Origin of the sequence: Holzapfeliella saturejae, assembly GCF_037546065.1 — a bacterium.
Lineage (GTDB): Bacteria > Bacillota > Bacilli > Lactobacillales > Lactobacillaceae > Holzapfeliella > Holzapfeliella saturejae.
The window spans coordinates 824,524-846,282 of sequence record NZ_JAWMWG010000001.1; the positions used below are offsets into that span (position 1 = coordinate 824,524).

The 21,759-nt window shown below is 35.1% G+C and carries 22 protein-coding genes; 20 read left to right on the plus strand and 2 right to left on the minus strand.

Going from position 1 to position 21,759, the window contains the following annotated elements:
* Positions 1-68 precede the first annotated feature (68 nt).
* The 6 genes from R4Y45_RS04070 (at position 69) to R4Y45_RS04095 (ending at position 4,483) form a co-directional block, all read left to right on the plus strand.
* A complete protein-coding gene (locus tag R4Y45_RS04070) occupies positions 69-1,277 on the plus strand; it encodes a CCA tRNA nucleotidyltransferase (RefSeq protein WP_339969541.1) in 1,209 nt (402 codons plus the stop codon).
* A complete protein-coding gene (locus R4Y45_RS04075; protein WP_339969543.1) occupies positions 1,270-2,226 on the plus strand; it encodes a thymidylate synthase in 957 nt (318 codons plus the stop codon). Before R4Y45_RS04070 ends, R4Y45_RS04075 begins: the two co-directional genes overlap by 8 nt.
* Positions 2,227-2,230: 4 nt before the next feature.
* Positions 2,231-2,728, plus strand: coding sequence for a dihydrofolate reductase (locus R4Y45_RS04080; RefSeq protein ID WP_339969545.1), 498 nt, complete (start codon positions 2,231-2,233; stop codon positions 2,726-2,728).
* Positions 2,729-2,938: 210 nt separating this feature from the next.
* Positions 2,939-3,397, plus strand: coding sequence for an NUDIX hydrolase (locus R4Y45_RS04085; protein ID WP_339969547.1), 459 nt, complete (start codon positions 2,939-2,941; stop codon positions 3,395-3,397).
* Between the two features lie 264 nt (positions 3,398-3,661).
* Positions 3,662-4,216 carry a hypothetical protein gene (locus tag R4Y45_RS04090; protein ID WP_339969549.1) on the plus strand — a complete coding sequence of 185 codons (555 nt, stop codon included), beginning with the start codon at positions 3,662-3,664 and terminating at the stop codon, positions 4,214-4,216.
* A 105-nt stretch (positions 4,217-4,321) separates the two neighbouring features.
* Positions 4,322-4,483 (plus strand): hypothetical protein, encoded by a 162-nt coding sequence (locus R4Y45_RS04095; RefSeq protein ID WP_339969551.1) that lies wholly within the window; start codon positions 4,322-4,324, stop codon positions 4,481-4,483.
* Between the two features lie 35 nt (positions 4,484-4,518).
* On the opposite strand, the gene trhA is transcribed toward R4Y45_RS04095, so the two are convergent.
* On the minus strand, positions 4,519-5,184 hold the full coding sequence (gene trhA / locus R4Y45_RS04100) for a PAQR family membrane homeostasis protein TrhA (RefSeq protein ID WP_339969553.1): 666 nt from the start codon (positions 5,182-5,184) through the stop codon (positions 4,519-4,521).
* A 126-nt stretch (positions 5,185-5,310) separates the two neighbouring features.
* On the opposite strand from trhA, the gene R4Y45_RS04105 reads away from it, so the two are divergent.
* The 9 genes from R4Y45_RS04105 to hslU all read left to right on the plus strand — a co-directional run bounded on the left by R4Y45_RS04105 (position 5,311) and on the right by hslU (position 13,968).
* Complete coding sequence (locus R4Y45_RS04105) at positions 5,311-6,156, plus strand: DegV family protein (protein WP_339970255.1); 846 nt, start codon at positions 5,311-5,313, stop codon at positions 6,154-6,156.
* Positions 6,157-6,167: 11 nt separating this feature from the next.
* A complete protein-coding gene (locus tag R4Y45_RS04110) occupies positions 6,168-6,395 on the plus strand; it encodes a YozE family protein (protein WP_339969555.1) in 228 nt (75 codons plus the stop codon).
* Between the two features lie 57 nt (positions 6,396-6,452).
* The gene (gene ylqF, locus R4Y45_RS04115) at positions 6,453-7,304 is read left to right on the plus strand and encodes a ribosome biogenesis GTPase YlqF (RefSeq protein ID WP_339969557.1); all 852 of its coding nucleotides are present in this window, start codon (positions 6,453-6,455) and stop codon (positions 7,302-7,304) included.
* Positions 7,294-8,049: a ribonuclease HII gene (locus R4Y45_RS04120; protein ID WP_339969559.1), complete on the plus strand. Its 756-nt coding sequence runs from the start codon at positions 7,294-7,296 to the stop codon at positions 8,047-8,049. The genes ylqF and R4Y45_RS04120 overlap by 11 nt, the downstream gene beginning before the upstream one ends.
* Before the next feature lie 34 nt (positions 8,050-8,083).
* Positions 8,084-8,935, plus strand: a complete 852-nt coding sequence (gene dprA, locus R4Y45_RS04125; RefSeq protein WP_339969561.1) for a DNA-processing protein DprA — start codon at positions 8,084-8,086, stop codon at positions 8,933-8,935.
* Positions 8,936-9,022: 87 nt separating this feature from the next.
* Positions 9,023-11,095, plus strand: a complete 2,073-nt coding sequence (gene topA, locus R4Y45_RS04130) for a type I DNA topoisomerase (RefSeq protein WP_339969563.1) — start codon at positions 9,023-9,025, stop codon at positions 11,093-11,095.
* An 11-nt stretch (positions 11,096-11,106) separates the two neighbouring features.
* A complete protein-coding gene (gene xerC / locus R4Y45_RS04135; RefSeq protein ID WP_339969565.1) occupies positions 11,107-12,033 on the plus strand; it encodes a tyrosine recombinase XerC in 927 nt (308 codons plus the stop codon).
* Entirely contained in the window at positions 12,020-12,544 is a 525-nt protein-coding gene (hslV, locus tag R4Y45_RS04140; RefSeq protein WP_339969567.1) for an ATP-dependent protease subunit HslV, read from the plus strand. Before xerC ends, hslV begins: the two co-directional genes overlap by 14 nt.
* Before the next feature lie 11 nt (positions 12,545-12,555).
* Positions 12,556-13,968: an ATP-dependent protease ATPase subunit HslU gene (hslU, locus tag R4Y45_RS04145; RefSeq protein ID WP_339969570.1), complete on the plus strand. Its 1,413-nt coding sequence runs from the start codon at positions 12,556-12,558 to the stop codon at positions 13,966-13,968.
* Positions 13,969-13,997: 29 nt separating this feature from the next.
* On the opposite strand, the gene plsY is transcribed toward hslU, so the two are convergent.
* Positions 13,998-14,606: a glycerol-3-phosphate 1-O-acyltransferase PlsY gene (plsY, locus tag R4Y45_RS04150; protein ID WP_339969572.1), complete on the minus strand. Its 609-nt coding sequence runs from the start codon at positions 14,604-14,606 to the stop codon at positions 13,998-14,000.
* A gap of 113 nt (positions 14,607-14,719) precedes the next feature.
* Here plsY and parE point away from each other — a divergent pair, with 113 nt between their 5' ends.
* The 5 genes from parE to R4Y45_RS04175 all read left to right on the plus strand — a co-directional run bounded on the left by parE (position 14,720) and on the right by R4Y45_RS04175 (position 21,747).
* Positions 14,720-16,654 (plus strand): DNA topoisomerase IV subunit B, encoded by a 1,935-nt coding sequence (parE, locus tag R4Y45_RS04155; protein ID WP_339969574.1) that lies wholly within the window; start codon positions 14,720-14,722, stop codon positions 16,652-16,654.
* A 28-nt stretch (positions 16,655-16,682) separates the two neighbouring features.
* On the plus strand, positions 16,683-19,166 hold the full coding sequence (parC, locus tag R4Y45_RS04160) for a DNA topoisomerase IV subunit A (protein ID WP_339969576.1): 2,484 nt from the start codon (positions 16,683-16,685) through the stop codon (positions 19,164-19,166).
* A 118-nt stretch (positions 19,167-19,284) separates the two neighbouring features.
* A complete protein-coding gene (locus R4Y45_RS04165; RefSeq protein WP_339969578.1) occupies positions 19,285-20,250 on the plus strand; it encodes a LysR family transcriptional regulator in 966 nt (321 codons plus the stop codon).
* Positions 20,251-20,269: 19 nt separating this feature from the next.
* On the plus strand, positions 20,270-21,205 hold the full coding sequence (locus R4Y45_RS04170) for a manganese-dependent inorganic pyrophosphatase (protein WP_339969580.1): 936 nt from the start codon (positions 20,270-20,272) through the stop codon (positions 21,203-21,205).
* A 104-nt stretch (positions 21,206-21,309) separates the two neighbouring features.
* Positions 21,310-21,747 carry a hypothetical protein gene (locus R4Y45_RS04175; protein WP_339969582.1) on the plus strand — a complete coding sequence of 146 codons (438 nt, stop codon included), beginning with the start codon at positions 21,310-21,312 and terminating at the stop codon, positions 21,745-21,747.
* Positions 21,748-21,759: the final 12 nt, after the last annotated feature.

Here is a 21,759-nt window from a genome sequence, read left to right on the forward strand (position 1 = left end):
ATCGGCTCTTTGAAAAGCATACCAGTTTTGATACTATAAATCTATCAACGTAAGAGGTGACGACAATTATGCGAGTAGAAAATTTACCTGAATTATTTGAAGAAGCTGCCCCGATTTTAAAGGCTTTACAAGATAATGGGTTTGAGGCGTACTTTGTAGGTGGATCCGTTCGTGATTTACTTATCAACCGCCCAATTAATGATATTGATATTGCAACAAGTGCTTATCCTGAAGAGATTAAGCAAACGTTTAAGAAAACTGTTGATACAGGGATTGAACATGGGACAGTAACGGTTATTGAAAATAAACAAACTTATGAAGTAACCACGTTTAGAACTGAATCTGACTATCAAGACTTCAGACGACCTGATAAGGTTACATTCGTTAAAAGTCTAACTGAAGATTTAAAGAGAAGAGATTTTACAATTAATGCTCTAGCTATGGATGCTAATGGTGAAATTGTTGATTTATTTGGCGGGCTAGACGACTTAAATCATAAAGTGATTAAAGCTGTTGGTAATCCAAGTGAGCGATTTCATGAAGATGCTTTAAGAATGATGCGTGCAGTTCGTTTTCAAAGTCAGTTAGATTTTGAAATTGAACAACATACCAAAGAAGCTATTATTGAACATCATGAATTACTATCAAAAATAGCAGTTGAACGTGTTCGAGATGAATTCTTGAAATTGGGATTAGGTCAAGGATTCAAAAAAGGATTTAAAAGTTTTATTGAGTTCAATCTACTTAAGCAAGTACCGATTCTTTATGATTATGAGTCAGAATTAAGACGTTTGCTAGGCATTGACTTTTTGCCAGCTAACGAAGTGATATTTTGGTCAATGATTGCCGTTTCTTGCCAATTACCACTAGACAAAATTCGACCATTTTTAGTTAAATGGAAGAACTCTAATAAGATTAAAGAAGAAGTAGTTGCAGTGGTGGAACTATTTGATGTGATGATGATTAAAGAACCCACTAACCGTGAGTTGTATCAATATGGGTTAACGACACTACTACAAACCATTGAATTAATGAGAATGTTTGGTGAAGAAGTCAATGCCACCTTATTAGTCGATCGTTATAATCAGCTTTTGATTAAATCACGTGATGAACTAGCAATTGATGGTAAAATTTTGATTAAAGATTTAGGATTTAGACCAGGTCCAGCTATTGGTCAAATTCTGTATGATGTCGAAGAAGCTATTTTAAATCATGAATTAGAAAATAACTTGAAAGCAATCAAAAATTATATAGAAGTGGGAGATTTTCATGAATAAGAACGAACAACAATATTTAGATTTTGCCAAATATGTAATGGAAACCGGTCACTTTAAAGATGATCGTACTAAAACCGGAACAAAAAGTATTTTTGGTTATCAAATGCGTTTTGACTTAACTGAAAATTTCCCGCTTTTAACAACTAAACGTGTACCGTTTAAATTAATTAAAAGTGAACTACTTTGGTTTTTAAAAGGCGATACTAATATTCAATATCTATTGAAATATAATAATCATATTTGGGATGAATGGGCTTTTGCTAAATATGTTAAAAGTGACGATTATAAAGGACCTGATATGACTGATTTTGGTCTTCGTTCACAAGAAGATGCAGAGTTTGCAGAAAGTTATCAAGCAGAAAAGAAGAAATTCACAGACCAGATTTTGGAAGATGATGAGTTTGCGGCTAAGTATGGCAATTTAGGTGATGTTTACGGTAAACAATGGCGTAAGTGGCAAACCAGAGAAGGTGGATTTATTGATCAAATTAAAGACGTGATTGATCAAATTAAAACAAATCCTAATTCAAGACGTTTGATTGTTAGTGCTTGGAACCCAGAAGATGTCCCAAGTATGGCTTTGCCACCTTGTCATACCTTATTCCAGTTCTATGTCCGTGAAGGCAAGCTTTCTTGTCAGCTTTACCAACGTAGTGGCGATATCTTTTTGGGTGTGCCGTTTAATATTGCGAGTTATGCTTTGTTAACACATTTGATTGCTCATGAAACCGGTCTTGAAGTCGGTGAGTTTATCCATACATTTGGGGATGCACATATTTATCAAAATCATTTTGACCAAATTGAAACACAATTGAGTCGTATGCCAAACGAAGGACCACAATTAGAACTAGATTTAAACGGAAAAAGCATCTTTGATGTTGAAGTAGAAGATATTAAGTTGAAAGGATATGAACCACAAGGTGCGATTAAAGCACCTGTGGCGGTATAATATTATGTCAAAATTAGCATTTATTTGGGCTGAAGATCAAAACCACTTAATCGGAAAAGATGGTAACATTCCGTGGTTTTTACCTGCTGACTTGAAGTTTTTTAAGGACACGACTAAGGGACACCCTGTTGTGATGGGGCGTCGTACTTTTGATAGCTTGAATATTCAACCATTACCAGCTAGAAAAAACATCGTTTTAACTCGTGATCAAAACTGGTCTCATGAGGGTGTCGAAGTTTTTAATGATAAAGAGGAGCTATTGCATTATTTACGCAACATGTCTGAAGATATCGTATTCATAATCGGGGGTACGCAAATCTATCGTCAATTACTTGATGATGTTGATTTGCTTTACCTAACACAAATTCATCATACTTTTGAAGGGGACACTTATATGCCTGAAATTGATTACTCAGACTATGAGTTAGTCTCAAAAGAAGAAGGTCCTGTAGATGATAAAAATGAATACCCACATACTTATTTGATTTATAAAAGAAAATAAAGAAAAAGGTTCTAAAATCGAGTGATTTTAGAACCTTTTTTATATGGTAATCTAGAATTTGATATAATAACTGTCATTACAAATTTATAATAACAATTTTTAGCAAATTCAAGAGTGCTTCCGAATGGCTGTATGTAAGTAAAAAAACCAAGTGATGAGGATGAATAATATTCGTCAATAGTTGTATACGAAAATAGAAAAGAGATGTAAATGGATTATATAAGTGACATCAGAGCTAAAATTGGCCATGATCCGATAATTTTAACCTTTGCAGGTGGAATTCTAGCAGATGAAGATAATAAAGTACTTCTTCAAAAGCGTAGTGATTTCAAAGAATGGGGTTTGCCGGGTGGAGCCATAGATTTTGGCGAAACGGCTGAGGAATCATGTGTTAGAGAATTTAAAGAAGAAATTGGAATAGATGTTAAAGTTATCTCATTACTGGGAGTTTCAACCGACAACATTCAACATTATCCTAATGGAGATGTTGCTCAAGCTATTGTTATTGCATTTTTAGTAAAGAAAATTAGTAGCAAAAACAGTAATACTGATACAGAAACAATTAAATTTGATTATTTTGGGAAAGAAAATCTTCCAAAGATTTTTAACAAGCAGCATAAATTTATGATAGATAAATTTTTCAAGAATGAAACACCGTTTTATGATTAAGAAGACAAGATAATATATTTTTATATTCTTACGTACCAAGTAGAATTAACTTAAAAAATATACCTAATGATTTGATGTTACATCTTTTGTGCTTTTTTTGGAGAGCAAGATAACGTTAATGATATTAGAACTTTACCAGTTCAATCAAAGGCTAGCATCTCTTTTGTTTACGCTGACGAAGATAAAAAGAAGAAGTATAGAATTTTCTATACTTCTTCTTTTTGTATGGTAGAATTGAAGCTACTTTATATTGAGGAGTCAATTATGAAAAATCTGAAAATTGTAAGTAGCATCATTATTTTTATTGTAGCTTGTGTTATATTGTATAATTTATTTAGTGTAAATAACAGTAACCAACAACAGTTAAATACGTCAGAAAGTACGATGGGAGTTGATTTAGACTCGACTGAATTAGGCCATCAAAATATCGTTAATAATACAACGGATGGATTACAACCATATCATAATGGTATTGTTGCACAACAACATCAATCTTCATTTGGATCAACGGTTTTAAATTATATGCTTATCAGTTCATTGCTATCTAATCGTTTCAATACTTACCATAACCCAGTTAACTATCCAAGATATAATCAAAATGTAACGACTAATTCAAAACGAACAAAGCAATCAAGTAATCAAAGTTTTAGTGATAAGATTATAAAAAACAGCAAGAAAGATACTGCACAAAAGTCAACTAATACTAAAGCGCAATCTAAGTCATATAAAACAGACACTAAAAGCTACAAGCAACCAAGTAAAAGTTATAAAAGCAATCCAAAAAGTTATAAAACACCCAAAATAAAGACAAGACGATAAAATTTGTGTTTATTATCTCTAATTTATAGTTTTAATAATAAAATTGAAAAATACCTTAAGAAGGCGTATCTTATATTTAGATATATATTAAGGGGAGTAATAACTATGTATAAAATAAGTGGGGTATTTTTGGACTCAAACAAAGAACGTCATGTTCGTTCAATTATTGCAAACAACATGGATATGGGGGAATATCAGTTAATACTGACAGCAAAAGAGAAAAATTGGGTGTTTTTGTATATAACAAATATTAACAAGGTGATTTAAACAAAAAAGGTTACTGTTTTTAAACAGTAACCTTTTTATACATAAAATAAAATTGAAAAATACATCAAAGCTGAGGCAATCATAACAAATACATGCCAGATAACATGGATAAAAGGAATGCCGCGCATACTATATATCAAAGCACCTACTGTATAAGTAATGCCACCAAGTAGAAGTAGCCAAAATCCGGTACTACCTAGAGTATGATACAAATCGTTACCACTTAAAATAACAATCCAGCCCAGTCCAATGTAGAGTAAAACGTCAATAATTTTATGTTTGGATAAATTGAAAATTTTATAGATAATTCCAAAAATAGCTAGGAACCAAACAGCGCTAAACATCCACCAACCTTTAGCACCACCGATGGCCACTAATGTATAAGGTGTATAAGAACCTGCAATCAAAATGAAAATGGCACTGTGGTCAAAAATTCTAAACACACGTCGAGCTCGTGTAAAAGAAAGCGAGTGATAAAGCGTCGAACACAGGTAAAGAGTTAGCAGTGAACAACCATAAATGGTAAAAGTAACAATTCGCATGGCATCCCCGGTATGAGCTGCCTTAACGATTAAGATAACTAACCCTGCAATCGCTAACAAAACACCAATTCCATGTGTTACCGCCCCAAAAACTTCATTGAGGATATTATAACTTTTTGAAACATGTTCTGGTTTTTGAAATAGTTTTTTTAATTCCATATTTTTTCACCTTAAAACTAAAAAGAATTTTTATTTTCTGTTATACTTAACACAGTAAAATACTAATAATATCGTATCATATTAGTAATTCTTTATCTATAATTTATATATTTAGGAGAATAAATGGTGTCAAAAATAAAAATAGTAACAGATTCATCTGTTCAATTAACAGCTGAAGAAATTAAACAACACAACATTACAGTCGTACCCCTAACAATTACAATTGATGGTAAAAGTTATGTCGATGGTGTTGATATCGATCGTGAAACTTTCGTTCAAAAAATGAAAGAAAGTGAAGACCTACCTAAAACGAGTCAACCTCCTATTGGACAATTTGCGGAAGTTTTTGAAGAATTAACCGCTGATGGTAGCGAATTATTAGTGCTAACAATGACTAAGAGTTTAAGTGGAACAGTGGATTCAGCTCGCCAAGCTGCTGAAATGGTTAACCCAGATAAAATTCACGTGGTTGATAGTACCTTTATTGACCGTGCTTTGTCATTCCAAGTACTTGAGGCAGCTCAAGCCGTGGAAGCAGGTAAAACACTTGAAGAAACATTAGCGATTGTTGATAAGGTAAGAGAAAATACCCAACTACAACTAGTTGTTGTAAACTTAGATAACTTAATTAAAGGTGGTCGTTTGGGCAAAGTAACCGGTCGCATTGCAACTATGCTTAATATCAAAGCTGTTTTAGAAGTAAAAGACAGTAACTTAGATATTGTAGGGCGTGGACGTGGCCAAAAAGTGGTTAAGCAATTCATTAATGACCGCTTAGATAAAATCAAGAACGAAAATGTTAAAGGTGTCGGGATTTCTTATGTTGATATCAAGGATCAAATGGATGCTTTAACTGATCAAATTCATGAAATTAAACCAGACTTACCTGTGCTTTCATACGAAACAACGCCTGTTGTTGCAACACACACAGGTCTTGGTGCATTTGCAATTATCTATTACACAGAAGATTAAGAAGGCTAATTATGCAACAAAGTTTTTATCAATATTTAATGACACAACGTCATCCAGGTTCGCATCATCCAATCGCTCAATTTGCTCAAAATGCGTTTTTGGATCATGATTTTCCAAAGCTATCGCAGGATTACGATGAATTATCAGATTATTTGGAACTGAGTGGGGATTACGTTTTAGAAATGAGTGTCTTTGATGAGGCTTTTCAAAATTATCTTACTCAAATGGGAGAAGTATAAAGCAAAAGGTGATGCAATATGATGCATCACCTTTAATTATTTTTGGAGGGATTATTAATGCGAAAAATTAACTGGTATCCAGGCCATATGAATAAGGCCAAAAACCAAATTGAAGAAAAATTAAGTTTAGTTGATGTCGTTATTGAGGTGTTAGATGCCCGTGTACCAGAGTCATCTCGTAACCCTGTTGTGGCAAAACTAACTGACCAAAAACCTAAAGTTATTGTTTTGAACAAGAGCGATTTAGCAGATCCAAAGTTAACTAAACGTTGGAAAAACTATTACGAAAATGAAAATACCGTTGTTGTGGCTTTAGATTCAAAACATAACAGTAAATTACCTGAACTACTCAAGGCTATCAAAAAAGCTAGTGCTGCAAAAATTGAAAAACTCACTCAAAAAGGCGTGGTTAATCCTGTTATTCGTGCTATTTGCGTGGGAATTCCAAACTGCGGTAAATCAACTATTTTAAATCGACTAGTTGGAAAAAATGTAGCCGTTGTTGGTAATAAACCAGGGGTAACTAAAAATCAAAACTGGTTAAAAGTTAACCAACAAATTGAATTGCTTGATACACCAGGAATTTTGTGGCCAAAATTCGAAGACCCAGAAGTCGGCATGAAATTAGCCGCAATCGGTTCAATTAAAGAAACCGTTTTTCAATTTGATGACGTGGCGTTATTCTTGTTAGATTATTTACATTCATTTTACCCAAAACAACTAGATAAATATCTTAACACCATTGACTTTGATGAAAATCTCCCAGAATTATTAATGACTATGACGCAAAAGTTTGGTTTTAGAGATGATTATGACCGCTATAGTTATCACTTTATTCAACAAGTCCGTAAACTTAAACTGGGGCAAATCACCTTTGATTACTTAAAAGAGGTTAGTCATGACGATTAGTGAAATTAAGCAATTATTGAAGGTTGATGACGTTCAAGAATCTTTACTTACAGAACTTGCTGAAGACTCTCGAAAAGGCGTACAGCAAGCATTAAAAGCTTATTATAGTCGTATAGCTAAGCAACACCAGTTAAAGCAAGCTTTTGATGACCGCTTTTTCTATGAAAGAAAACTGTGGCAAGATAATTATAAGACTATTGCAGGGGTTGATGAAGTGGGAAGAGGCCCACTAGCAGGACCTGTTGTGTGTGCAGCTGTTGTGTTACCAGAAGACTTTAATGTGATTGAAGTTAATGACTCTAAACAATTAAGTCTTGAAAAGCGTGAAGCTTTGTTTTATCAAATTCTAGACCAAGCACTTGATGTCAGCATCGGGATTAAAAGCGAAAAGGTGATTGATGATATTAATATTTATCAAGCCACAAAACTAGCTATGAAAGAAGCCGTTTTAAACCTACAACAAATGCCACAGCACCTTTTAGTTGACGCAATGGTCATTCCTGTCGATATTCCTCAAACCAAGCTAATCAAAGGGGATGCAAAAAGTAATTCGATTGCTGCAGCTAGTATCGTAGCTAAAGTGATTCGTGACCGCTTAATGATTACTTATGATCAAGCGTACCCAGGATATGATTTTTCACATAATGCCGGATATGGGACTAAAAAACACTTAGCAGGGTTGAAACAATTGGGAGCTACTCCTATTCACCGAAAAACCTTTTCACCGGTCATGGAATATTTATAATTTGCGTATTTTAATAAATAGGAGGGCTAAGCCAATGAATAAAACCTTATATTTATTAAAAATGCAATTATCAAAAGAGTTTACCTACAAACAAAATCTGTTAGTAGCATCCCTACTAGCCGAATGTTCATCTAAAACAGAGTTTGTCACTCTAATCAACCAAACATTAGAAGTTCAACCGATTAAGTCGTTATTACTAAAGGTGCTGTACTCACGTCAGTGGGATTATCAGGTTACGCAAGTTCAACGATTTTGTGAAGTTATCAGCTTGCTAGATAAGACCTATCCCAACCGGTTAGCTGAAATTTATCATCCGCCTATTTTATTATTTTTACAAGGTGATAAAACTTTATTAAATAGTAGAATTACGTCAATTGTTGGGGCAAGATTTGCCTCAACATACAGTGAAGATTGTCTGCGTCCTATCATTGCACGATTAGTTGAAACAAACCAAACAACTTGTAGTGGATTAGCCAAGGGTGTAGATGGCTTTTGTCATGAACAAACACTAGCTCAAAAAGGCAAAACCATTGCTGTTTTAGGGCATGGATTACGGCATTGCTACCCAAAATCACACGAAGGCTTGTTAGATGAAATTAAACGGTCAGGGTTATTAGTATCAGAGTATTTACCAGATACACCGCCGACTCGTTTTCGTTTTCCAGAGCGTAATCGAATTATTGCTGGCTTATGTCAAAATATTATTGTGTCTGAAGCTAGACAAAAAAGTGGTTCATTGATTACAGCTAATTTAGCCTTACAAGAAAATCGCAATGTCTTTGCGATTCCAGGACCGATTACGAGCAAGCTTTCGCAAGGAACTAACGCTTTAATTGAAAGTGGTGCAACGCCGTTATTATTTTCAAATATCGACCAGCTTGGCTAATGCTAGTATTAAAAATTATTTGACATTCGGTTTTTTGTAGAATATGCTAGTTACGATTTTCACTGAACGCATAGGAAGGGGCTTATCATGCCTAAGAAAAACTTAGTAATTGTTGAGTCACCAGCAAAAGCAAAGACGATTGAGAAGTATTTAGGTCGCAATTATAAAGTCATTGCCAGTCTGGGACACATTCGAGATTTACCAAAATCACAAATGGGAATTGATGTGGAGAATAATTATGAACCCAAGTATATTTCCATTAGAGGTAAAGGCGATACAATTAAAAAATTGAAACAAGCTGCTTCAAAAGCTAAGAATGTTTATCTGGCAGCCGACCCGGACCGTGAAGGGGAAGCCATTGCCTTTCATTTGGCACATATCTTAAAACTAGACCCAACTGCAAAGAATCGGGTTGTCTTCAACGAAATCACCAAAGATGCCGTAAAAAGCGCTTTTAAAGAACCAAGAGCGATTAATATGGATCTTGTAAACTCGCAACAAGCTCGCCGTATTTTAGACCGATTGGTGGGGTATTCCATTAGTCCTATTTTGTGGCGTAAAGTTAAAAAAGGCTTGAGTGCCGGAAGAGTCCAATCGATTGCTTTAAAACTTGTCATTGACCGTGAAAAGCAAATTCAACAATTTAATCCAGAAGAATACTGGAAGATTGAGACCACATTTGCTAAAGGAAAGTCTCAATTTGAGGCATCTTTCCAAGCTCTAGAAGGCAAGAAAAAAGACTTATCAAATGAACAAGATGTCCAAGAAATTCTCAAAAAAATCAAAAAAGAACAATTGTTCGATATCCAAGAAGTAGTCAAAAAAGAACGCAAAAGAAACCCTCAAGCACCGTTTACAACCAGTGTTTTACAACAAGAGGCGAACAAGCGTTTAAATTTCAAAACACGTAAAACAATGATGATTGCCCAACAATTATATGAAGGAATTCATCTAGGTAAAAAAGAAGGAACCGTCGGATTAATTACGTATATGAGAACCGACTCAACACGTATTTCGGCCGTTGCTAAACATGAAGCAGGGACATTTATTCACGATGAATATGGTGAAGAATATGCTTCGCATCATCCAAAAAAAGCTAAACAACAAGAAAATAGCCAAGATGCCCACGAAGCGATTCGGCCAACCTCAGTTCTCCGTACGCCTGAAAGTCTAAAAGAGTTACTTTCGCGAGATCAATTTAGACTTTATCAATTAATTTGGTCACGTTTTTTAGCTAGTCAAATGACACCTGCTATTTTTGATACGGTTCGTGCCGACTTAGCACAAAACGGTGTCACTTTTAGAGCCAATGGTTCACAGATGAAATTTGAAGGGTTTACCAAAGTTTATAAAACAGATACAGATAAAAAGAATACTAAGTTACCTGTTTTAAAAGAGGGCGAACAAGTTAAACTAGAAACCATTAACCCAAGCCAACACTTTACGCAACCACCTGCACGTTACAGTGAAGCGACGTTAGTTAAAGTTCTTGAAGAAAATGGTGTCGGTCGTCCGTCAACTTACGCCCCAACAATTGATACTATTCAAAAGCGTTACTATGTTAAACTGAATGGTCGTGCTTTTGAGCCAACTGAATTGGGAGAAATTGTAGATGACTTAATTGAGACATTCTTCCCTGATATCGTCAATATTGACTTTACTGCACAGCTTGAGTCTGATTTAGACGAAATCGCAGAAAGAAAAGAACAATGGACAGATGTCATTGACCGTTACTATCGCCCATTTGAAAAAGAGCTTATTAATGCCGATGAAAAAATCGAAAAAATTCAAATCAAAGATGAGCCTGCAGGATTCAATTGTGAAATTTGTGGAGCTCCAATGGTAATTAAAATGGGGCGTTATGGTAAGTTTTATGCTTGCTTGCGTTTCCCTGATTGCCGTAACACTCAAGCTATTGTGAAAGAAATCGGTGTACCTTGCCCAACTTGTGGTGAAGGTCAAGTGATTGAACGTAAATCAAAACGTAACCGTATTTTTTATGGTTGTTCACGTTATCCAGAATGTGAGTTTGTCTCATGGGATAAACCATTGACTAGACTTTGTCCAGTTGATCAACATTTCTTGGTTGAAAAGAAAATCAAGGGCGGGACACAAGTGGTTTGTCCAAACGGTGATTACGAAGAAGAAGCACAAAAATAAGAGGGTAAAACATGGATTGGCCAACAAGATACTTTAATTATTTAAGAAATGAACGCCATTATTCAGAGCACACGATTGATGCTTATGAAGAAGATTTGAAGAATTTTATGGCATTTTTAGAAAATAGTGGTGGATTTAGTGGGTTTGAAGCTGTGCGTCTGCGTGATGCTGAAATTTTTCTAGCGGATATGTCTGATGCAGGTTACCAAAGAAAAACTATTGCTCGTCGTATTTCTTCTTTACGTTCGTTTTATTATTACTTAATTCGCTATAAAGTTGTCGAGGCAAATCCGTTTGAAACGATTACGCTACGATCAAATGAAAAAAAACTGCCACGATTTTTCTACGAAAATGAAATGGCAGTTTTATTTGATTCACTCGATACCACAACACCACTTGGACAGCGGAATGCGGCTCTGTTAGAATTATTTTATGCAACAGGGATGCGTGTGAGTGAAGTCAGTGAATTAACCACTTCGAAAATTGACTTTGATATGCGTGTGATTTTAGTTCATGGTAAAGGTAATAAAGATCGCTATGTCCCATTTGGGTTTCATGCTAAAAATGCTTTAGAAGATTACTTTCACGAAGCAAGAAAAGAGTTGATGACTAAATATCATCAAACACATTCTTACGTTTTTATTAATCAATACGGGAAGAAATTGACATCTCGCGGGATAAGATATATCCTATCAGGGCTAATTAATAAATCAGCACTGACTTCTGATATGCATCCCCATATGTTAAGACATACTTTTGCGACGCATTTATTAAACCATGGTGCAGACCTTAGAACGGTTCAAGAGTTACTGGGTCATGCGTCACTGTCGACGACGCAAATTTATACGCATGTCACAATGGATCATTTACAACAGGACTATCAGAAGTTTTTCCAAAGAAATCAAGCAAAGGATGGTGCATCTAATGACAACAATTAGTGCCGTAAAACATAACAACAAAACTGCGATTGCAGGCGATGGACAAATTACAATGGGTGAGAAATTCATCACCAAAAAATCAGCTCATAAAATCAGACGTATCTACAATGACCAAGTGGTTGTTGGATTTGCTGGTGGTGTGGCTGATGCCATTACATTACAAGATTGGCTAGAAAAGAAACTTGAAAGTTTTGGCGGCGATTTAAAACGTGCGGCTGTTGAACTTGCACAAGACTGGCGTAAAGACCCAACATTACAAAAACTAGAAGCGTTATTAATTGCTTTTGATGAAAATGACTTACTGATGATTTCAGGTAATGGTGAAGTCATTGAACCCGATGAAGCTGTTGTTGCAATTGGTTCTGGTGGTAATTTTGCTCAAGCAGCAGCAATTGCCATGACCCGTCACAGTAGTGATATGACAGCTGAAGAAATTGCAAAAGAAGCCATCAATATCGCAGCAGATATTGATGTTTACACAAACCACAATATTTTAACAGATAGTTTATAGGAGAGTGCTAAATGACAGTTCAAACACCTAAGAAAATAGTTTCTATTTTAGACAATTATGTTATTGGACAAGATTCAGCAAAACGTGCGATTAGTATTGCCTTGTATAACCGTTATCGCCGTATGCAACTTGACGGTGAACTGCAACAAGAAATTACCCCTAAGAACTTGCTAATGGCAGGACCAACAGGGGTTGGTAAAACTGAGATTGCCCGTCGTTTAGCTAAAATAGTTGAAGCCCCATTTATCAAGGTTGAAGCAACTAAATTTACTGAGGTTGGTTACGTTGGTCGTGACGTTGAATCAATGGTACGTGATTTAGTTGAAAATGCTGTTCAAATGGAAGAGAAAAAACAACTTGAATCTGTTCGTGCTGAAGCCCTTAAAGAAGTAGACAAAATTTTAGTTAAAGCACTTGCACCAGGCAAGAAAAAAGAAAAGAATAACCAAATGAACATGCAAGATTTGTTTGGGATGTTCAATGGTGGTAGTGGTGACATGCCAAATTTTAGTCAAGAAGACGATGATGATCAAGAAGAAGTAGATGATGCTACACGCAATAAACGTTTATCACTTAAAGAAAAGCTAGACAAAGGCTTACTTGAACATGACTACGTTACTATCAAATTGGATGAACAAAAGAAAGTTAATCCAATGAATGATATGATGGGACAAATGGGCATGGATATGGGCGATATGATGAACTCACTTCGTCCTAAAAAGAAAATCAAACGTACGGTTCAAGTCAAAGAAGCTCGTGAACTATTAATTCAAGAACAAGCTAAAAAATTAGTTGATTATGATTCAATTTATCAACGTGCAATCGAACGTACACAAGAAAATGGGATTATCTTTATTGACGAGATTGATAAAGTAACGTCAGGTCAAAAGAAACAATCTGGAGAAGTTTCTCGTGAAGGGGTTCAACGTGATATTTTACCAATTGTTGAAGGAAATACCGTCAACACTAAATATGGTCCAGTTGATACCAACCACATTTTATTCATTGCAGCAGGTGCGTTTGCTGAATCAAAACCAAGCGACTTAATCCCCGAATTACAAGGACGTTTCCCAATTCGTGTGGAACTAAATGCCTTAACTCGTGAAGACTTTGTTAAAATTTTAACAGACCCTTCAAATTCATTGATTAAGCAATACATTGCGTTACTTGATGCAGATGATATTAAATTATCATTCACTAAAGAAGCTATTGAAAAAATTGCTGAAATTGCTTACGATGTTAACCAAGGAACAGATAATATCGGAGCGAGAAGACTGGCAACAATTCTTGAAAAACTTCTTGAAGAATTATTATTTGAAGGTCCAGATATGCAAATGGGTGAGATTCAAATCACGCAAGCATATGTTGAAAATAAATTATCAGATATCTTAACTAACAAAGATTTAACCAAATTTATTTTATAGAAAAAAACTAGGATAGTTATCCTAGTTTTTTATTTGTGGCTTTTTTTTTTAAGTATGTAATAACGTAATCCAAAATGCATGGGTTCTTCAGTACCATTCATAAATCGCTTAATGTTATCTTTATGACGGTAGATGATAAAGACTGTGATTAACGCAGCAATTGAAGCAAGCAACCAGTCATTAAATAAAACCGCTTCAAGCGTAATTAAAGGAAAAGAAATGATACTCGTTAAGGACACTGTGCTGGTTAATAGTAAAATAATGGCGAAAATCACAGCTGACATTAAAAAGAAATGCCAGTCGTAAGCTAACGCAATACCAGCACTAGTTGCGACGGCCTTTCCACCTTTAAAATGAAGAAAGATTGAAAAACAATGACCGATTACAGCAATTACACCAAATAATAATACAAAAAAATGTGTATTTTGATAAAATAAAACAGGAAGTAATCCAGCCAGAGTTCCTTTTAAGATATCAATCACTAATACAATGGTGCCTGGGACAAACCCCAAAACACGATAAGTATTAGTTGTTCCGGTATTACCACTTCCATAATCCCGAATGTCTTTGTGGTAGAATGTTTTACCAACAAGTACACCGGTTGGAAATGATCCGATAAGATAGGCTAATATACCCAATACTAAAATGTTTAAAATAACAAATGGACCTCCCTAAATTGGTATAGTAAACATTTTACACGATTTTTTGAAAGACATAAATTAGAAATTGACAAAAACGGAGGAATCATAACGTGACCAAGCAATACGACGATTCATCAATACAGATATTACAGGGTCTTGAAGCTGTACGTAAAAGACCTGGTATGTATATAGGATCAACAGATTCTAAAGGACTTCATCATTTGGCTTATGAAATTATTGATAATTCAATTGATGAAGCCCTAGCCGGATACGGTAAAGAAATTAATGTTACCATCAATGAAGATGGCAGTTTGAGTGTAGCTGACTTTGGCCGTGGGATGCCAACAGGGATGCACGCTAGTGGCAAACCAACGATTGAAGTTATTTTGACGGTGTTACACGCCGGAGGTAAATTTACTCAAAATAATTATAAAACATCTGGTGGACTTCATGGTGTCGGGTCTTCAGTTGTTAATGCCTTATCAGCTTACATGGAAGTAGAAGTTGTACGTGACCAAACCTTATATGTTGAGCGTTTTGAAAACGGCGGACATCCAACTGCTGAAGGTCTTCAAAATAAAGGGCATACTTCAAGAAAAACAGGAACGACCATTACGTTTAAACCGGATAAATCTATTTTTCAAACGACTAAGTTTAACTTTAATACGTTAAAAGAACGTCTACGTGAATCAGCGTTTTTACTTAAAGGTTTGAAAATTACGCTAACGGATCATTTAAATGATAACGAACCTGTTTCATTCCATTTTGAAGATGGGATTAAGTCATTTGTTTCTTACTTAAACGAAGAAAAAACGACTATGGGAGATATCTTTTATTTTGAAGGAACCAAAAACGACATCGAAATTGAATTTGCTGGCCAGTACAACGATGGTTATTCAGAAAACTTGCTGTCATTTGTTAACAATGTCCGTACAGTAGATGGCGGGACTCATGAAGGTGGTGCTCGTTCTGGTTTCACCAAAGCCTTTAATGACTATGCTAGAAAAGTTGGCCTTTTAAAAGAAAAAGATAAAAACCTAGAAGGTTCTGACTATCGTGAGGGACTGAGTGCAATTGTTTCAGTTCGCATCCCTGAAGAGTTACTTCAATTTGAAGGGCAAACAAAAGGGAAACTGGGTACTTCACAAGCACGTGGAGCTGTTGATGCTTTAGTATATGAACAGCTATCATTTTACTTAATGGAAAATGGTGATTTTGCCCAGGAATTAGTTAAAAAAGCGATTAGAGCTAGGGATGCCCGTCTAGCTGCCAGAAAAGCTCGTAACGACTCAAGAAACGGCAAAAAACGCAAGAAAAACGATGGGCTTTTATCAGGTAAACTAACACCAGCTCAATCCCGTAATGCCAAAAAGAATGAATTGTATTTAGTTGAAGGGGATTCTGCCGGTGGTTCAGCTAAACAAGGTCGTGACCGTAAATTCCAAGCAATTTTGCCATTAAGAGGGAAAGTACTGAATACGCAAAAAGCAAAGCTGCAAGATATTTTCAAAAATGAAGAAATTAATACCATGATTTATACTATTGGTGCAGGTATTGGTGCTGATTTCAACCTTGATGATGCTCACTATGACAAAGTTATTATCATGACCGATGCGGATACTGACGGTGCTCACATTCAAGTATTGCTGCTAACGTTCTTCTATCGTTATATGAAGCCTCTTATTGAAGCAGGTAAGGTTTATATTGCTTTGCCTCCTTTATACAAAGTTCAAAAGAAATCTGCAATCGATTATGCTTGGACGGATGAAGAGCTAGATCAATTAGTTAAGAAGTACAGCAAGAACTATCAATTACAACGTTTTAAAGGACTGGGTGAAATGAACGCAGACCAGTTATGGGAAACAACCATGGATCCTGCTAGTCGAACACTTATTCGAGTAACGATGGATGATGCTGCAATTGCTGAAAAACGAGTAACCACTTTAATGGGCGATAAAGTAAGTGCTAGAAGAGCCTGGATTGAACAAAACGTGAAGTTTACGCTGGAAGAAGAAGGTTCTATCCTAGAAACAACCAGAGACTAAGCCAAGTTGAAAGGACGACAAGTTAATCATGCCTAAACAAGCAGAACGAATTCAAGAGATGTCTCTTGAACAGATTATGGGAGAACGTTTTGGTCGATATTCTAAATATATTATCCAAGAACGTGCACTTCCTGATATTCGAGATGGGTTAAAACCCGTTCAACGTCGTATTTTGTATGCGATGAATTTAGATCATAATACTTACGATAAAGGCTTTAGAAAGTCAGCTAAATCTGTGGGTAATGTGATGGGGAATTTTCACCCTCACGGAGATAGTTCAATCTATGAAGCGATGGTTAGACTATCACAAGACTGGAAATTACGTGAGCCTTTAATTGAAATGCACGGAAACAATGGGTCCATGGATGGAGACCCACCAGCTGCCATGCGTTATACAGAAGCTCGTTTAAGTAAAATCGCCAATGCTTTGCTAGCAGATATCGATAAAGATACTGTTGATATGGTATTGAACTTTGATGATACAGAAAATGAACCTACTGTTTTACCTGCACGTTTTCCTAATTTGTTAGTGAATGGGGCAACAGGGATTTCAGCAGGTTATGCCACAGATATCCCCACTCATAATTTAACGGAAGTTGTTAATGCTACTATCCACTTATTAGACAACCCAGAAGCGACAGTGGATGAATTAATGACCTATGTTAAAGGTCCTGATTTCCCAACTGGAGGAATTATCCAAGGGGTAGATGGGATTAAACAAGCCTATGAAACGGGTAAAGGTAAAATCATGGTGCGTTCAAAGACCGATATCCAAGAGTTAAAAGGTCACCGCCAACAGATTGTGATTACTGAAATTCCTTATGATGTGAATAAAGCTAACTTAGTGAAGAAGATGGATGAAGTTCGCATTAACAAGAAAGTAGAAGGGATTAGTGAGGTTCGTGATGAATCAGACCGTTCAGGATTAAGAATTGTTGTCGAACTTAAAAAACAAGTAGACCCGCACGTTATTTTGAACTACTTATTCAAAAATACCGACCTACAAGTTTCTTATAACTTTAATATGGTTGCCATTAACAAAATGCGTCCTGAACAAGTCGGATTAAAAACCATTTTGTCATCTTATTTAAATCATGAACAAGAAGTTGTCTTGCGTCGTACTAAGTTTGACTTAGAAAAAGCTAAAAAACGCCAGCATATTGTGCAAGGGTTAATTAAAGGATTATCTATTCTTAATGATGTGATTAAGACTATTCGTGCCAGTCAAGATAAAAAAGAAGCTAAGGCTAATTTAGTAAAACAGTTCCAATTTACAGATAATCAAGCTGAAGCAATCGTTTCATTACCGCTTTACCGTTTATCTAACACAGATGTTCATGCTCTAGAAGATGAAAACAAAAAACTATCAGAAAAAATTGATTGTTTTAACGATATTATCAATAATCAATCAAGTCTATATCAAGTGATTAAAGATCAATTACTAGCAGTTCAACAAGAATTTCCAGCTAAACGTTTATCTAAAATTGAAGCAAAAGTTGAAAAGATTGAAATTGATCAAACAGCATTGATTGCTGAAGAAAATACACGAGTACTAATTTCACGCAATGGTTATCTAAAACGTTCTTCATTACGTTCTTACCAATCTTCTCTTGAAGCTGAAAATGGATTGAAAGAAGAAGATACGCCAATCTTTAATGAAACTTTATCAACTTTAGATCATGTTTTTATTTTTACGAATAAAGGACATGTTATCTATCGTCCTGTTCATGAAATTGAAGATATGAGATGGAAAGATACTGGGCATCATATCTCTCAAGATTTAAAATTAGCAGAAGACGAATATTTTAGTCAGGTCTTTATGTTTAGTGACCTCAATCAAGAAGGCCAGTTTGTGTTAGCAACAGACAATGGCTACATTAAGCAGGTTAAGTTGGAAGATGTTAAACCGGGTCGAACTTATCGTAGTCATGCCGCAACTGTTATGAAGTTGAAGCAAGGGGATGCAACAGTTGTTTCAATCGACTATGTCGAAAATGAACAAGATACTGACGTGTTGATTATCACTCATCACGCTTATGCATTACGCTATGATTTAGCCGAAGTTCCAACGGTTGGTCCTAAAGCAGTTGGCGTAAAATCTATTAACTTAAAAGACAAAGACTTTGTTAAAGAACTTAAACTACTAACACCAGACTACCAAGACTCAAAACTTGGGATTGTTACGCAACGTGGTGCATACAAACAATTACCACTAAAAGAAATTCAAAAATTCTCTCGAGCAAAACGTGGTATTTTAGTCTTGAGAGAGTTAAAGTCTAAACCACATCGTGTTAGTGCAACTGTTTTATTTAGTGCGGAAGCTAAACTAGCAATTGTGACTGATCAACAAGAAACTGTTGACGTACTAACAGAGAACTATCCAATTAGTGATCGATATTCTAATGGTTCATTTATTTTAGACGTTAAAGAACAAGGAACTCCAGAATCAATAACATTAGTGACTGAATTAAACGATAATAATAATCGAATCGATGAGCCTACTTTATTTTAGTTAATTAAGTTATTTAAATGGTTTTATTAAAAAAGTATTAATCCAAGACTTTATATTTGTTGAATAATGATAATGTCGTTATGATATGGGTGAGAGATATAAGAAGGGGGACCACCCATTGAAAACAAAAACAGATGCTGTTTTATCAGCAAAATCATTAAAATACTTTTTGCAGTTGATTGATTCCATGAGCTATACACAGGCCTCACAAATATTAGGAATTACTCAGCCCGCATTAACACAACAAATTAAAAAGATTGAAAGAGCTGTCGGTGCACCGCTATTTGGCCAAATCGGTAAGAAACTATATTTAACTGATGCTGGTACACGTATGCAGACAGTAGCTAATGATTTGTTTAATACAGTAAATGCGGCCGTTGATGAAATCCAACAAAATAGTGACTCAAAAATTGGAACGATTTCTATTGGAATTCTAGAATCTTTAGAGTCAACTATTTTTGAAGACTTTGTAATTGACTTCAGTAAACAATATCCTGATTTGAAGTTAAATATTTGGAATTCAAGTCGACGTGAATTATGGAACCGTTTGGATAAAAACGAAGTAGATATCGTGATTATGCCATTAATTAAAGAAAATGTGAGTCACTGGCAATCTTATAATGTTAAAACAATGTATGAAGATGAATTGATTTATTTATCGCATCATAACTTATCCGACTCACAAGATGCTCAAGGTAATATTGCATTAGAAAGTACATTGGGACATCCATTGGTTCAATACCCAAATGATGCTTATTTTGCTAAAAAACTTGCAATGCAATATCGTATGAACGATTTAATTAAACCGGAAAGCGACATCTATTTTTCAAGCCCATCACAATTGATGCAGTTTGCTGAAAAAACAAATTATGATACCTTTGTGCCTAAATCAGTTTGTATGACGCATCCTGATAATGAGATGAATCATTATTCATTGGGAGAAAACTTAAAAATTGAAACGTCAATTATTTTTCGTAACGAAAAGTATCAAATCCCTCGAATTAAAAACTTTATTGATTCTTTTGAGAAATTCTTGGCAAAACAGTCATATTTTAGTAGATTAGAAGAGAAGTATAAAAAGTAACAATAGGAGAGATTGTATTATGAGTAAAGAACTTGTTTTTGGACACCAAAATCCAGATACAGATGCTATTGGAGCTGCAATGTCTTTATCATACCTTGCTAACCAAAAAGGTTTTGATACAGAAGCAGTTGCATTAGGCAAACCTAGCAAAGAAACTGCCTTTGCTTTGAGCCACTTTGGTTTAACAGCACCTCGAGTAATTGAAAAAGCTGGTGCTGAAGTTGATTCAGTTATGCTTGTTGACCACAATGAATTTGGTCAAAGCGTTGCTGATATTGAAGATGTTAAAATTTCACATGTTGTGGATCACCACCGTATTAGCGATTTCCACACTGCTGATCCTTTATACTATCGTGCTGAACCATTAGGTGCAGCAAGTACAGTTCTTTGGAAAATGTACAAAGAAAGTAATATCGAAATTCCTAAAGGAATCGCTGGTATGATGCTTTCAGCTATCATTTCAGATACATTATTATTTAAATCTCCAACAACGACACCAACTGATGAAGAAGCTGCTAAAGAACTAGCAAGTATTGCTGATGTTGATGTTGAATCATACGGTTTAGAAATGTTAAAAGCTGGTGCTGACTTATCTGACAAGTCAGAAGCAGAATTAATTGATATTGATGCTAAAAGTTTTGAAATGGGTTCAAATAGTGTACGTATTGCCCAAATCAATGCTGTAGATTTAGATAATGTTATGCAAAGAAGTGCTGCTTTAGAAGAAAGTATGCAAAAAGAAATCGCAGATAATAACTACCAATTATTTGTGACAATTGTGACAGATATCTTGAATAGCAACTCAATTGCAATTGTTTTAGGTGATGATGCAGCAGCATCTAAATTTGAAACAGCTTTCAATGTTTCACTTGAAAATAACCACGCTGATTTACCAGGTGTTGTTTCTCGTAAGAAACAAGTTGTTCCTCAATTAACTGAACAATTAGCTAAATAAAGTTAAAAAATAACCTTTCACAGTTAAGTGAAAGGTTATTTTTTTGCGTTCGATGGCATGACTATGATAGTCTTAACTATAAGACTACTATTTGGAGAGTATAAATGAAAAAAATAAGTGCCGTAATAGCTATAGTTAGTTTGTTACTTTTAATGGGGTGTTCCACAAATAACAATAGTCAGCAATCTAATGCCGAAACAACAGATAGAATATTGGACAATCTGGAGTATTTGACAAAAGATGAGATTACAATTCCTCAAAAAGGAAAAATAACTATTCTGACACATGGTGTTAGTCAAGATGATCAAGGGAAAACTATTTACAAAATTTCATATAAGACTGATTATAATGATAAGAATTCAAAACGATCATTGTACTTAGAGCAAAATAATAAAGGTGTTTTAAAATCAAGTATCACTCATTTTGATTCTCAATTTGAAACTGTGATACTGGAGTTAATTGATACTAAAGCACCAATTACCTTTACTATCAGAGAAAACGGTGAGGCGTTAGTAAAACGCAATTACTATCTTGATACTTAATTTTAACTCGGA

Coding starts and splice junctions, on each gene's coding strand:
- hslU (WP_339969570.1), top strand. CDS start 12,556: ATGACAGTTCAAACACCTAAGAAAATAGTTTCTATTTTAGACAATTAT.
- trhA (WP_339969553.1), bottom strand. CDS start 5,184: ATGGAATTAAAAAAACTATTTCAAAAACCAGAACATGTTTCAAAAAGT.
- R4Y45_RS04175 (WP_339969582.1), top strand. CDS start 21,310: ATGAAAAAAATAAGTGCCGTAATAGCTATAGTTAGTTTGTTACTTTTA.
- R4Y45_RS04075 (WP_339969543.1), top strand. CDS start 1,270: ATGAATAAGAACGAACAACAATATTTAGATTTTGCCAAATATGTAATG.
- R4Y45_RS04120 (WP_339969559.1), top strand. CDS start 7,294: ATGACGATTAGTGAAATTAAGCAATTATTGAAGGTTGATGACGTTCAA.
- topA (WP_339969563.1), top strand. CDS start 9,023: ATGCCTAAGAAAAACTTAGTAATTGTTGAGTCACCAGCAAAAGCAAAG.
- R4Y45_RS04090 (WP_339969549.1), top strand. CDS start 3,662: ATGAAAAATCTGAAAATTGTAAGTAGCATCATTATTTTTATTGTAGCT.
- R4Y45_RS04170 (WP_339969580.1), top strand. CDS start 20,270: ATGAGTAAAGAACTTGTTTTTGGACACCAAAATCCAGATACAGATGCT.
- dprA (WP_339969561.1), top strand. CDS start 8,084: ATGAATAAAACCTTATATTTATTAAAAATGCAATTATCAAAAGAGTTT.
- R4Y45_RS04070 (WP_339969541.1), top strand. CDS start 69: ATGCGAGTAGAAAATTTACCTGAATTATTTGAAGAAGCTGCCCCGATT.
- R4Y45_RS04110 (WP_339969555.1), top strand. CDS start 6,168: ATGCAACAAAGTTTTTATCAATATTTAATGACACAACGTCATCCAGGT.
- R4Y45_RS04085 (WP_339969547.1), top strand. CDS start 2,939: ATGGATTATATAAGTGACATCAGAGCTAAAATTGGCCATGATCCGATA.
- R4Y45_RS04080 (WP_339969545.1), top strand. CDS start 2,231: ATGTCAAAATTAGCATTTATTTGGGCTGAAGATCAAAACCACTTAATC.
- R4Y45_RS04095 (WP_339969551.1), top strand. CDS start 4,322: ATGTATAAAATAAGTGGGGTATTTTTGGACTCAAACAAAGAACGTCAT.
- ylqF (WP_339969557.1), top strand. CDS start 6,453: ATGCGAAAAATTAACTGGTATCCAGGCCATATGAATAAGGCCAAAAAC.
- parC (WP_339969576.1), top strand. CDS start 16,683: ATGCCTAAACAAGCAGAACGAATTCAAGAGATGTCTCTTGAACAGATT.
- xerC (WP_339969565.1), top strand. CDS start 11,107: ATGGATTGGCCAACAAGATACTTTAATTATTTAAGAAATGAACGCCAT.
- hslV (WP_339969567.1), top strand. CDS start 12,020: ATGACAACAATTAGTGCCGTAAAACATAACAACAAAACTGCGATTGCA.